This is a genomic window from Actinomycetospora sp. CA-053990 (assembly GCF_050948445.1).
Lineage (GTDB): Bacteria > Actinomycetota > Actinomycetes > Mycobacteriales > Pseudonocardiaceae > Actinomycetospora > Actinomycetospora callitridis.
Genome location: NZ_CP192043.1, coordinates 683561 through 695911, shown reverse-complemented (window position 1 = coordinate 695911; position 12351 = coordinate 683561). Strand labels below are relative to the sequence as shown.

Annotated in this window: 10 protein-coding genes and 1 pseudogene; 8 read left to right on the top strand and 3 right to left on the bottom strand. The window is 76.3% G+C overall.

Annotated elements, in window-relative coordinates:
* Positions 1-114: 114 nt before the first annotated feature.
* The 3 genes from ACQPYN_RS03530 (at position 115) to ACQPYN_RS03520 (ending at position 3025) form a co-directional block, all read left to right on the top strand.
* Positions 115-987, top strand: coding sequence for an alpha/beta fold hydrolase (locus ACQPYN_RS03530; RefSeq protein ID WP_433033514.1), 873 nt, complete (start codon positions 115-117; stop codon positions 985-987).
* Positions 975-1517, top strand: coding sequence for a dihydrofolate reductase family protein (locus ACQPYN_RS03525; protein ID WP_433033511.1), 543 nt, complete (start codon positions 975-977; stop codon positions 1515-1517). Before ACQPYN_RS03530 ends, ACQPYN_RS03525 begins: the two co-directional genes overlap by 13 nt.
* Positions 1518-1633: 116 nt before the next feature.
* Positions 1634-3025: a S1C family serine protease gene (locus ACQPYN_RS03520; RefSeq protein WP_433033508.1), complete on the top strand. Its 1392-nt coding sequence runs from the start codon at positions 1634-1636 to the stop codon at positions 3023-3025.
* 98 nt (positions 3026-3123) lie between these two features.
* Here ACQPYN_RS03520 and ACQPYN_RS03515 read toward each other — a convergent pair whose 3' ends face one another.
* Complete coding sequence (locus ACQPYN_RS03515; RefSeq protein ID WP_433033505.1) at positions 3124-4449, bottom strand: LCP family protein; 1326 nt, start codon at positions 4447-4449, stop codon at positions 3124-3126.
* Positions 4450-4653: 204 nt separating this feature from the next.
* Between ACQPYN_RS03515 and ACQPYN_RS03510 the strand changes: the two are divergent.
* Positions 4654-6676 (top strand): annotated as a pseudogene (locus ACQPYN_RS03510) (ArnT family glycosyltransferase).
* Here the strand turns inward: ACQPYN_RS03510 and ACQPYN_RS03505 are convergent.
* Positions 6657-7934: an MFS transporter gene (locus ACQPYN_RS03505; protein ID WP_433033502.1), complete on the bottom strand. Its 1278-nt coding sequence runs from the start codon at positions 7932-7934 to the stop codon at positions 6657-6659. The pseudogene ACQPYN_RS03510 and the gene ACQPYN_RS03505 overlap by 20 nt on opposite strands.
* Before the next feature lie 122 nt (positions 7935-8056).
* On the opposite strand from ACQPYN_RS03505, the gene ACQPYN_RS03500 reads away from it, so the two are divergent.
* From ACQPYN_RS03500 to eccB, 4 genes are all read left to right on the top strand, one after another.
* Complete coding sequence (locus ACQPYN_RS03500; RefSeq protein ID WP_433033499.1) at positions 8057-8311, top strand: hypothetical protein; 255 nt, start codon at positions 8057-8059, stop codon at positions 8309-8311.
* A gap of 538 nt (positions 8312-8849) precedes the next feature.
* The gene (locus ACQPYN_RS03495) at positions 8850-9341 is read left to right on the top strand and encodes a hotdog fold domain-containing protein (protein WP_433033496.1); all 492 of its coding nucleotides are present in this window, start codon (positions 8850-8852) and stop codon (positions 9339-9341) included.
* A gap of 49 nt (positions 9342-9390) precedes the next feature.
* Positions 9391-9537: a type VII secretion protein EccB gene (locus tag ACQPYN_RS03490; RefSeq protein ID WP_433033493.1), complete on the top strand. Its 147-nt coding sequence runs from the start codon at positions 9391-9393 to the stop codon at positions 9535-9537.
* Positions 9531-10841: a type VII secretion protein EccB gene (eccB, locus tag ACQPYN_RS03485; protein WP_433033490.1), complete on the top strand. Its 1311-nt coding sequence runs from the start codon at positions 9531-9533 to the stop codon at positions 10839-10841. Before ACQPYN_RS03490 ends, eccB begins: the two co-directional genes overlap by 7 nt.
* Positions 10842-10871: 30 nt before the next feature.
* Here the strand turns inward: eccB and ACQPYN_RS03480 are convergent, their stop codons facing one another.
* Positions 10872-12269: a serine/threonine-protein kinase gene (locus tag ACQPYN_RS03480; protein WP_433033487.1), complete on the bottom strand. Its 1398-nt coding sequence runs from the start codon at positions 12267-12269 to the stop codon at positions 10872-10874.
* Between the last annotated feature and the right edge of the window lie 82 nt (positions 12270-12351).

Below are 12351 nucleotides of genomic sequence, written 5' to 3'. Positions count from 1 at the left end.
GCCGTGTGCCGGAGCTGTGCCCCGGCTGTGCGTGCACAACCGGTTGCACTTGACAACTGGTCGCAGCGTCCGATTCAGTACCGGTTGCAGTTCGCAACCGGAAGGAGCGGCGCCGTGCTCATCGACGTCGACGAGGACGTGCAGCTCGACGCGGAGGTGCTCGGCGACGCCGACGCTCCCGCGGTGCTGCTCATCGCCGGCACCGGGTGGTCGCGCGACTGGTGGGACGACGACCTGTGCGCCCGCCTGGTCGCCCGCGGACGCCGGGTGATCCGCTACGACCACCGCGACACCGGGGGCTCGACGTCCTGGCCGGCGGGCGCACCGGGGTACACCGGGCGCGAGCTCTTCACCGACGCGGTGGCCGTGCTCGACGCGTTCGGAGTCGACCGTGCGCACATCGTCGGGCTCTCGCTGGGCGGCGGCATCGCCCAGGAGCTCGGCCTCGAGCACCGCGATCGCGTCTCGGCGCTGACCCTCGTCGCGACCACGGCGATCGGCCCGACGGTCGGCGAGCTGCCGGGCGCCACGCCGGAGATGCGGGCCGTGTTCGCCGACAGGGGTCCCGACCCGGACTGGTCGGACCCCGCGGCGGCGGTGACGGCGCTGGTCGAGGGCGAGCGGCCCTTCGCCGGTCCGGACGCGTTCGACGAGGAACGCATGCGTGCGATCGCCGAGCGCGTCGTCGCCCGCAGCCGCGACCTCGCCGCGAGCACGACCAACCACGTCGTCATGGACCTCGGTCCGACCGGCCCGACGGCGATGGAGGAGCTCGCCGGCCTGCCGGTGCTGGTCGTCCACGGCACCGCCGACCCGCTGTTCCCCGTCGCCCACGGCCGCGCCCTCGCCGCGGCCATCCCCGGCGCCCGCCTGCTGGAGATCGAGGGCATGGGTCACCAGCTGCCGCCGGAGCCCGTGTGGGACCGGCTCGTCACGGCCATGCTCGACGACCGAGAATCCCGGAGGACCCCTCGATGGCCAGGCTGATCTACTCGGCGACCGCCTCGCTCGACGGCTTCATCGCCGGCCCCGGCGGCGACATGTCGTGGCTGACCGAGCACATCGGCGGCGAGAACCCGACGGCCGACCGCGTGCTCGCCCGCACCGGCGCGATCCTCGTCGGTCGCGTCACCTTCGGCGGCGACGACCCGAACGCGGGCACCGACGCCGAGGGCGCGTTCGGCGGGCAGTACGACGGCCCCGTCGTCGTGCTCACCCACCGGCCTCCCGAGCAGCCCCTCTCGGCGGGCTCCCCCGACGGCGTCGAGTTCGCCACCGACCTGCCCACGGCCGTCGAGCGGGCGAAGACGCTCGCCGGCGACCGCGACGTCAACGTCCTCGGGGCGGACGTCGCCGCGCAGTGCCTCGACGCCGGGCTGCTGGACGAGGTGCTGATGTTCTTCGCGCCCGTGCTCCTCGGCGACGGCACCCCGATCTTCCGGCGCCCGGGCGGGTCGCGGGTGCGCCTCGAGCGCCTCCCGGGCGAGACCGAGCACTGGTACCGCGTGGTGCGCTGAGCCCGTCCCCTTCGGCGCCCACCGTCCCGTTCACCCCCCTTTCTCGCGGCCTTCTCTCAGCAAGTCCGCAGGTCAGGCGCAGCCTGAGCACAGAACGCGGGCCGACGCTGGAGCACGTGAGCGACACGAGCCCCTCCTCCCCCACCGACCCGTCGGCACGCCCAGCGGGCGGCACCGGCACCCTGCCTCCGGGCCCCGCCGGGGAGCGACCCGGCGGCTACCCGACCGCGCCGCCCGGCTCCGGGCTCCCGGCCGGCGGCCGGCCCGGCTACCCCGGTCAGCCCGGTGACCCCTGGTCCCGCCACGACGTCCCTTCCGGCCCGCCCGGGCCCCCGCCCACGACGCCCGGCCCGTCGATGCCGCCGCCCGGCCCGCCCCGACGCCGGCGTCCCGTCGCCCTCGTCGCGGGCGCCCTGGCCGCGATGCTCGTGGCCGGCGGCGTCGGTGGCGCGGTCGGCTACGAGGCCGCGTCGTCGAACGACGGCACGAGCTCCGTGCTCTCGTCGGCGCCGTCGGGCTCCGGCACCGCACCGTCGTCGCCGGCCCCGGCCGGCTCGGTGGAGCAGGTCGCCGACACCGTCCTGCCGAGCGTCGTCCAGCTCGAGGGCCCGTCGGGCGAAGGCTCGGGCGTCGTCATCTCCGCCGACGGCCTGATCCTCACCAACGCCCACGTCCTCGAGGCCGGGCAGGCCGCCCAGCAGCAGTCACCGCTCGGACAGACCCCGGAGAGCGGCGGCGCCACCGGCGCACCCCAGGGCCTCAGCGCGGTGTTCCAGAACGGCAACCGCGCGCCCGTGCAGGTGGTGGGCACCGACCCGAGCGCCGACCTCGCCGTCGTGCGCGCCCAGGGCGTCTCGGGCCTGACCCCGGCCACGCTCGGCGACTCGTCGCAGCTGCGCGTCGGCCAGGAGGTCGTCGCCGTCGGCTCGCCGCTCGGGCTCTCCGGCACCGTGACCACCGGCATCGTCAGCGCCCTCCAGCGCCCCGTCGCCAGCGGCGGCGCGCAGAGCGGCCAGGCCACCGTCCTCGACGCGATCCAGACCGACGCCGCGATCAACCCCGGCAACTCCGGCGGTGCGCTCGTCGACATGCAGGGCCGCGTCGTCGGCATCACGTCCGCGATCGCCTCGCTGGGCCAGTCGCAGGGCGGCCAGTCCGGCTCGATCGGTCTCGGCTTCGCCATCCCCGTCGACCAGGCCGCGCGCATCGGCAACGAGCTGGTCTCGCAGGGCTTCGCGAACCGCGCCGTGCTCGGCGTCGGCGTCTCCGAGGGCGCCGACGGCGCCGTGCTCGGTCAGATCACCCCGGGCGGGCCGGCCGCGGCCGCCGGCCTGACGCAGGGCGACGTCGTCACCCGGCTCGACGACCGCGTCATCCCCGACGCCGACAGCCTCGTCGCGGCCATCCGCTCGCAGCAGCCGGGCGCCCAGGTGACCCTGACCGTCACCTCGCCCGGCGGTCAGCCCCGCCCGGTGCCCGTGACGCTCGGCTCCGAGCGCGCGAGCTGACGCCCCACCAGCCCTTCCGGACGAACGAACGGCACTCTCGCTTCATCCAGTGAAGCGAGAGTGCCGTTCGCTTCGTCGAGGGGCCTCGCCGTCGGGCGTCAGTTGATGCAGCCGGGCGCCGCGGCGGTGATCGGCGGGGTCGGCGACACCGGCACGGCCGGCCGCGCCGAGCTGCTGCTCGAGCTCCCGGAGTCCGCGGAGCTCTCCTCGTCGTCCGAAGACGACGAGGACGAGGCGTCGTCCTCGGAGTACGCCTCGAGCCGGTCGAGCCCCGCGCTCACCGAGGCGTCGGAGACGCCGGCGGTGACCGGGGGTGCGAGCGCCGCCTGGGCCGCCGGGTTGCCGGCGTCGGCGGCGATGGCGATGCCGACGAAGGCGCGGACCTCGTCCGGATCGACCTCCACGGCCGTGCCGTCCGACGACGTGCTGAGCTCGGCAGAGCCGGTGGGGATCGTGCGGAACGTGACCGCGCCGGCGGAGAGGCCCTGCATCTGGCGGGCGAAGCCGAGCACGTCCCACCCGGCGTCGAGCGTCACCGAGCGCGAGACCGCCTCGGAGATCCGCGCGAGGGCGAAGGGATCGGCGAGGGTGTTGGTCGAGAGCAGCGTCTCGGTGGCGCCCGCGAGGAACACCTGCTGGCGCGCGATGCGGTCGAGGTCGCCGTTCGGCAGGCCGTGGCGCTGGCGGACGAACGCGAGCGCCTGCGAGCCGCCGACCTGCTGCGGGCCGGCCGGCAGCGACAGGCCGGTGTAGGAGTCCCGGGCCGGCGCGCGCAGGCACACCGGGACGCCGCCGATCACGGTGCTGATGTCGGCGAAGCCCGCGAGGTTGACCGCGGCGAAGTGCGAGATCGGCAGCCCGGTGAGCTGCTGGACGGCCCCGATCGTGGCGCGCGCGCCGGCGGCGGACGCGGCGCGCACCACCGCGGGGTCGTTCGGCGAGAGCGGCGCGGCGGCCTCGGCGGCGAACAGGCTCGTGCTGCCGGTCGGCCCGGAGGCGGTCATGGCGTCGGTCGCCTGCGCCGCGGCCCGCGACCAGGCCGAATTGATCTTGTGTCGACCGAGGCCCTGGCCCAGGTCGACGTAGGAGTCGCGCGGCACCGAGATCGCGGTGGCGCGACCGCCGCCCGCGGGCACGTGCACGACGGTCAGCGAGTCGGCCGTCCCGCCACCGGAATCGCTCGCGCCGGCGTTGAGCGCGGCCAGGATGTCGCCGGGCAGCTGGTTGCCCTGCGCGTCGGTGCGGGTGTCGAGACCGACGAGCAGGATGTTCTGCTCCCCCGTCGCCGCGGGCTCGGGCGTGTCGATGACGGCCGCGGACGGCGTGGATCGATCCAGTGCGCGCAGCTGCGTCCACCCGAAGGCGGAAGCGAGGAGGACGGCCACCGACAGGACGCCCAGGGCGAGACGTGCGAGGAATCGCACGCGCCGCGAGCGCAGGAAGGGGCCGACCACACCAGCAGCGTTCCCCCTTCTCGGCCCGGCGTCACCTCCCAGTGCAGGGCATCTCAGTGATCGCCACCCGTTGGAGCAGCGCGTGCGCCCGGCGTGAGATCCGACGGCCCGTTCACAGCCGACCCACAAGCTCGCCCCACGGCACCGACATGACGCGACCGCAGAGTCGCTCCCATGACGGTCCGAGACGGTCTGACGACCGCGTTGCGCGTACCCCGACGAACCCCCGCTCCCGCATCCTTCACCCGGGCGGGTCGCCACACCCGGCGCACCGCCCTCTGGCGCGGGCGTGTCGCCGACCCCGGGTGGGTGCGCCCGGCGCTGATCGCGCTGCTGGTCGGCACCGCCGTGCTCTACCTGTGGGACCTCGGCGCCTCGGGCTATGCGAACACCTACTACGCCGCCGCGGTGCAGGCGGGGACGCAGTCGTGGAAGGCCTGGTTGTTCGGGTCGATGGACTCCTCGAACTTCATCACCGTCGACAAGCCCCCGGCGGCGCTGTGGGTCATGGGCCTGTCGGGGCGGATCTTCGGGTTCAACGCCTGGTCGATGCTCGCGCCGCAGGCCCTCATGGGGGTCGCCGCAGTGGGGCTGCTGTACGCGACGGTGCGACGCTGGTCCGGGCCGGGCGCGGGGCTGCTCGCCGGGGCCGCGCTGGCCCTGACGCCGGTGGCCGTGCTGATGTTCCGGTTCAACAACCCGGACGCCCTGCTGGTGCTCTGCCTGGTCGCCGCCGCCTACGCGGTGGTACGCGCGGTCGACGCCGCCGCGACCCGCGCCGGCGTGGGGTGGACCGCGCTCGCGGGCGCCCTGATCGGGCTCGGCTTCCTCACCAAGATGCTGCAGGCGTTCCTCGTGCTGCCCGCGCTCGCCGCGGTGCTCCTGCTCGCCTCGGCGGCCCCGCTGCGCCGTCGCCTGGTCCAGCTCGCGGCCGGCGCGGGAGCACTCGTGGCCTCGGTGGCCTGGTACGTGCTGCTCGTCGACCTCTGGCCCTCCGACGCACGTCCCTACATCGGCGGCTCGACCGACAACACGCTGCTCGACCTCGTCCTCGGGTACAACGGCCTCGGCCGCCTCCTCGGCGGTGAGGGCAACGGCGGCGGTGGCGGTGGCGGCGGTGGCGGTGGCGGCTTCGGCGGGACGGCCGGCATCGGCCGGATGGTCAACAGCGCCTTCGGCGGTCAGATCGGCTGGCTGCTGCCGGCCGCGCTCGTCGCCCTCGTCGCGGGCCTCTGGCTGACCCGGCGCGCGCCGCGCACCGACCGCATCCGCGCCGCGCTCGTGCTCTGGGGCGGCTGGATGATCGTCACCGGCCTCGTCTTCAGCGTCATGAGCGGCACGATCCACCCGTACTACGCGGTCGCGCTGGCGCCCGGCCTGGTCGGCACGCTGGTGGTCGGCGGCCGCGAGGTGTGCGGCGCCGCGGCCACCTCGCCGCCGACGCGACCCTCGCGCTCACCGTCGCCGGGACCGCGGGCTGGAGCGTCGTGCTCCTGCGGCGCACCCCGAGTTCCTGCCCCGGTTGCGCTGGGTCGTGGCGGTCGCCGGGATCGTGGCCGCGGTGGCGCTGGTGGTGCCCGCCGCGACGTGGCGGCGCCTCGGACGCGACGCCGGACGCCGGGTGCTGCCGGTCGTGCTGCTCGGGGCCCTGCTGGCCGGGGCCGGCGGCTCGGTCGCCTACGCGGTGCAGACGGCCGCGACGGCGCACCAGGGCTCGATCGTCAGCGCGGGGCCGTCCACGGGGTCGGAGATGGGCGGCGGCCCCGAGGACGGCCGGGGGCCGGCCGGCCAGGCACCTCCGGACGGTGGCGGCCGGAACGGGGGGCAGGATGGCGCACCCGGCGAGACCGCGACGTCGAGCGAGCTGACGGCCCTGCTCACCGCGTCGGACAGCCGCTGGGCCGCGGCCACCGTGTCCGCCCAGAGCGCCTCGGGCCTCGAGCTCGCCAGCGGCACGGCGGTCATGGCCATCGGCGGCTTCACGGGCTCCGACGCCGCGCCGAGCCTCGCGCAGTTCCAGGCCTACGTCGCCGCCGGGGACGTGCACTACTTCGTCGCCTCGGGCGGGCAGGGCGGCGGGCCCGGCGGCGGCGCGGACGGCGTGGGCACCCAGATCAGCGAGTGGGTCGCCGCGCACTACACGGCGACGGACGTCGGCGGCAGCACCGTCTACGACCTCACGCAGCCGGCGAGCTGACCCCGGCACCGGCGTCGAGGGGGTGGGCGAGCTCGTCGGGCCCCAGCCGACCGACGACGAGCGCCGCGGCCCCGAACAGCAGCGGCACCAGGCCCGCGACGAGGAACACCGGCGTCAGGCCGGCCACCACGCTGACGGGGCCGGCGAGGGCCATGGAGACGGGCATGAAGGCGAGCGAGACGAAGAAGTCGAGGCTCGTCACGCGCCCGAGCAGGGCCGGCGGCACGCGGCGTTGCAGCAGCGTCCCCCAGATCACCTGCGGGGCGCTGAACAGCCCGCCCAGCACGAACCCGGCGACCACCATCGGCCAGAGCGTCGTCGCGACGCCGAAGACGACCATCGGCACGCAGGCCACCGACCACAGCACGATCATCACCGTCAGGTAGCGGCGCGGGAGGCGCAGCGACGCGACGACGATCGACGCGATCGCCCCGCCCGCGCCGTACGCGAGCAGCACGAGCGAGTGCCCGCCGGGGCCGCCACCGGCCCGTTCGATGATCGCGAACGGGACGAGCACCTCGAGCGGCCCGAGGACGAGGAGGACCATCAGCGACGCGAACACCAGCGTCACGAGCAGCCAGCGCGTCCCCACCATGTAGCGGAAGCCCTCGACGAGGTCGCGGACGACCGCCCGCACCGGGTGACCCGTGCTCTCCGCGCTGAGGTCGCGGCGCAGGGCCCGCGCGGGCAGCGCCAGGGCCGCGACGAGCCCCGCCACGCACGCCACGGCCGTGGCCCCGAGCGCCGCCGCCGGCGACCAGACGGCCACGAGCACGCCGGCGAGCGCCGGGCCCGCGCCCTGCAGCAGCACCGGGCGCACCACCCCCTCGAAGCCGTTGACGGCGAGCAGCTCGTCGGCGTCGACCATCGCCGGCACGAGCGCCGAGTACGCGGGGAAGAACAGGCCCATCGACAGCCCCATCGCCGCCGCGACGGCGACGAGCAGCGGTACCGACAGGGCGCCGAGCGCCGAGAGACCGGCGACGAGCCCGATCGACACGGCGAGCGTGGCCATGACGCCGACGAGGATCCGCTTCTGCGGCACCCGGTCGGCGAGGACACCGCCGAGCAGCGCCGTGACGATCACGCCCAGCGCGAGCGCGCCGGAGACCAGCGAGAGCTCCACGGGACCGCCGCCGAGCTCGACCACCTGCCAGACGACGGCGAGCGTCCACAGCCCCTCGGCCAGCACCGAGAGCGCGAGCGCCGTGGCGAGACGCCGGTAGGCGGAGCGGCGCAACGGGCGCAGCGCGCGCATCGGGATCGACCTCCTGATCGACGACGGGCACCGCGACGCTAGGGCGTGCACCGGGGTCGAGGTCCACCGCTTTCCGTCGTGTGACGTTGTGCCGTGCGGCGCAGGCGAGTAGACCCTCACGCGTGCGCAAGCAGCAGTGGATCGCCGAGGTCGGCCAGGAGAACGCGACGTTCCTCGCGACCCGCAGCCGGACGGCGGTGCTCGCCTCGGAGTACCGGCCCCGCGACGTCGGGGACGGCACCGTCGCCTACGACGAGCGCTCGCTCGGCGCCGCCCGCGAGCTCTCCGAGGAGGAGGAAGGCGCGATCACCGACGACGGCGAGGGGCTGCGCGTCTGGGTGGGCGACGACGCCTTCGACCTCGAGGAGCAGGGCTGAACGCACGACCCTCGCTGCTGGGGACCCGTCAGGCCACCGGCGTGCTGGGCACCGGGCGGCGGTCGACGAACCGTTGCGGGCGGGCCCCGACCGGCACGCGGCGCGGAGCGATGCCCGGCGTCGGGGCGGCCCGGCCTGGCCGACCTCGGCCACCGGGCGCCCGGCGAGCACCGCGGCGAGGACGGCCGCCACCTCGCGCAGCGAGTGGTAGCGGCGCTGCGGGAGGCGCTCGAGGAGGCTGCGGGTGGCGGTGTCGACGCCGTAGAGGTCCCCGACCGTGAGCACCTGCCAGCGCTGCGCGGGGAACGTCAGGTCACCGAGCACCGCCGCCAGACGTTCGGCGATCCCGGCGGCCGGGGGCGATGAGGGGCTGTCGGGGCGAGTGCTCATCGGGACCTCCCGGCGGGAGCGCAGGGTCGCGCAAGCAGTTCTTTCCCCGAACGACCGTTCGTCAATCCACCACTCAGCGGTGCGTCGATGATCGTCCGGACGCCATCGACGTCCCCGACGCTTGCTACCGCCGGGTAACATCCGCGCCGTGAGCACTCCGAGCGTGCTGGGCGCCTGGCATCGATTCTCCGGCTCGTGGTCGGGCCGCCTGCTGGTCAGCGCGGCCGTCTGGGTCCGCGCGCCGTACTTCCTCACCGCCGCGCCGGTGATCCGGCGCCTCGAGCCGGGGCGCGCGGAGGTGTCGCTGCGCAACTGGTGGCTGGTGCACAACCACCTCGGGACGGTGCACGCGATCGCCTCCTGCAACCTCGCCGAGTACGCCATGGGCGTGCTGGCGGAGGCCACCGTGCCGCCCTCGCACCGCTGGATCCCCCGCGGCATGAGCGTGCAGTACCTCGCGAAGGCCGAGACCGACCTCCTCGCCGTCGCCACCTTCCCGTCGCCGCCCGCGTTCTCCGACGCGCGCGAGGACGTCGACGCCGAGGTGACCCTCACCGACGCCGCCGGCACCGAGGTCGTCCGCGCGACGATCACGCTGCGGATCTCCCCGCGTCCCGCGCGCACCGCCGTCGCGGCCTGAGCCGAAGGGGTCACCCGGCGCCGCCGGGCGTGCCACCATCCGCGGCGAGATGCCCCCGCCGACGACGACCTCCGACCAGGTCCACGCCTACCGCTTCGGCCTGCGCCGCCTGCAGTCCGCGCTGGTCCGGCGCCAGGCCGTGCCCGGTGTCGACCCCTGCGCGCGCAGCACCGGGCGACGCTCGCCGGGGTGCTGATCGCCGTGCTGGCGCTCGGGGTGGCCGCGGTGTGGGGCCTCCTGGACCGGCCCGCCGACTGGCGCACCGCCGGTGTCGTCGTGGCGGAGGGCTCCGGGGCGCTCTACGTCGTCGTGCACGGGCCCGACCGGCTGGTCCCCGTGCCCAACCTGGCCTCGGCGCGGCTCGTGCTGGCCGGGCTCGCCGTCGCGGGCGGGCCCGCGGGGATCCGGAGCCGGTCGAGGTCGCGGAGTCCGACCTCGCCACCGCCCCCGCGAGCGCGGGGTCGGCATCGTCGACGCGCCGCCGCTGCCGCCGGCCGGGACCCCGGTGCCACCGGTCTGGTCGGTGTGCGACACCGGCAGCCCCCGGCCCGGCGCGGCCCGCCCCTGGGAGCAGCCGCGGGTGTGGACGACGGTGCTCGCCGGCCCTCGGCGCCGGGCCAGGCCCTGGGCGCCGGGCGTGGTCTCCTGCTGCGCGACCGCTTCGACGGCACCTGGCTGGTGCACGACGGGGTGCGCTCCCGCCTCGACCTGCGCGACCCCGCGGTGGTGGTGGCCTTCGACCTCGAGGGCCAGCTCCCCCGGCCGGTGAGCACCAGCCTGCTCAACACGCTCACCGAGGGGCCGGCGATCGTCGCGCCGGCGATCGCGGGCCGGGGCGAGATCCCTGCGGGCGGCCCCCTGGCCGGCGAGCTCGTGGGCGGCGTCGTCCGCCTCGTCGGCCCCGGCACCCCGGACCGCTGGTACGTCGTGCAGCGCGAGGGCGTGCAGGAGGTGCCCGAGGTCGTCGCCCGCCTCGTGCGTCTCTCGGACGCCGACCCGGCGCGGGCGTCGGCCCCCGTGCCCGTCGTCTCCCCCGGCCAGCTCCGCCCGCTCGCTACCGCCCGCGGGATCGCCGTGAGCGCCTATCCCGACCCGGTGCCCCGCGCCGTGCCGATGGCCGAGGCCCCCACCACCTGCGCGAGCGCCGACGGCGCCGGGGCCGTGGTGCTCACGGTCGGCGCCGAGCCGCCCGCCACCGCGGTGCCGCCGACCACCCTCGCGCAGGCCGACGGCTCCGGCGACCGGGTCGACGCCGTGGCGCTCCCCGGCGGCGGGGTCACCGTGCGCGCGGTGCCCGCCGGCCGTCCCGACGCCCCGGGCAGCCCGACGGTCGTCTCGGGGGCCGGGACGACCTCGGCCGTGCCCGACCCCGAGACCGCCGCCGCGCTCGGACTCGGCGAGGCGTTCCCGCCCGCGCCGGGCGCGGTGGTCGGCCTGCTGCCGGTGGGCCCGGTGCTCTCGATCACCGACGCGCTGGCACCGCTGCCCGCCGGGGGCTAGCCAGGCCGGTCAGGGCCGGTCAGCAGCCGATCAGGGCTGGCGGCGCTGCAGGGTCGTCGTCGTGGTCGTGACCTCCGGCGGTTCCTCGACCACCGGCGGCGGGACCACCACCGGAGGGCGCACGACGGTCGTGGTGGTCGTCGTGGTCGTGGTGGTGGTCGTCCGGCGCGGGGTGGTGGTGGTGCGCCGGGTGCGCGGCGCGGTGGCCGCCTCGGTCTCGTCCTCGGTGGTGGTGGTGACCTGCGGGACCACCGGCAGCGGCGGCGGGGGCGGCGCCAGGGTGGCCGACGGCACCGGCGGCAGCGGCTGGTCGTCGGAGAGCACGGCGTAGGCGACCGCCGAGCCGGCCACGAGCAGCGTCGCCGCCGCGGCCGCGACGACGGCGGCCACCCGGCGGCGCCGGCGCCCGGGACGGGCCAGGGGCGAGGCGCCGGTGGCCTCGAGCTCGGGCGCCCGGGCCTCGGTCGCCGGGCCGACGGCCATCGCCGGCGTGCCCACCACGCCCGTGGGGGCGCTCATGAGCACCGGCGACAGGACCGTCTCGGCCTCCATCCCGACCTCGCGGGACACGCCGCGCAGGGCAGCGACGGTCTCCTCGGCGGTCGGGCGGTCGCCGGGCTCGTCGGCCGTCATCGCGGTCAGCAGGACCTCGAGGCCGGGCGGGAGCCCGGGTGGCACCACGGGACGGCGGTGCAGGCGGGCGACGGCGGCCTCGAGGGCGTTGCCCGGGTACTCGCGGCGACCGGTGAGGCACTCGATGAGCACCAGGCCCAGCGCGTAGATGTCGACGGCGCCGTCGATCGGTTCGCCGCGGACCTGCTCGGGGCTCAGGTACGAGGCGGTGCCGATGACCATGCCGGCGGCCGTGACGGGCGCGGCGTCGTGGACGGCGGCGATCCCGAAGTCCGAGAGGTGGGCGCGGCCCTCCGCGTCGAGCAGCACGTTGCCGGGCTTGACGTCGCGGTGCACCACCCCGCGGCGGTGCACGTAGGCGAGCGCGTCGGCGAGCGCGGCGCCCAGCGCGACGACGTCGACGACCGGCAGCGGCCCCGAACGGATCCGCTGCGCCAGCGTGTCGCCCTCGATGAGCTGCATGACGAAGTACGCGCGGCCGTCCTCGTCGCCGACGTCGTAGACCGTCACGAGCCCGGGGTGCGAGAGCCCGGCGAGGGTGAGCACCTCGCGCCGGTGGCGGGCCTCCTGGCCCTCCTCGATGTCGCCGATCTTCTCCGCGGGGTCGGCGGGATCGCCCGGGGAGGCGTTCTCCGCGACCACCGAGCCGGCGGCGTTGAACATCTTGATGGCCACGTCGCGGCCGAGGAGCTCGTCGCGGGCCCGGAACACGTCCGCGGCACCGCCGCGGCCGATGAGGTCGCCGACCGTGTAGCGCCCGCCCACCGTCGCGGGCGGGCCGGTATCCGTGCTCACTGCCGGCCCTCCCTCCCGGTGCGCGGCTCGACGCCCCGATCTGCCGCCTCTGGGCCCCGATCATCCCGTACGACCGGGTCCC

Coding starts and splice junctions, on each gene's coding strand:
- ACQPYN_RS03490 (WP_433033493.1), top strand. CDS start 9,391: ATGCCCCCGCCGACGACGACCTCCGACCAGGTCCACGCCTACCGCTTC.
- ACQPYN_RS03505 (WP_433033502.1), bottom strand. CDS start 7,934: ATGCGCGCGCTGCGCCCGTTGCGCCGCTCCGCCTACCGGCGTCTCGCC.
- ACQPYN_RS03525 (WP_433033511.1), top strand. CDS start 975: ATGGCCAGGCTGATCTACTCGGCGACCGCCTCGCTCGACGGCTTCATC.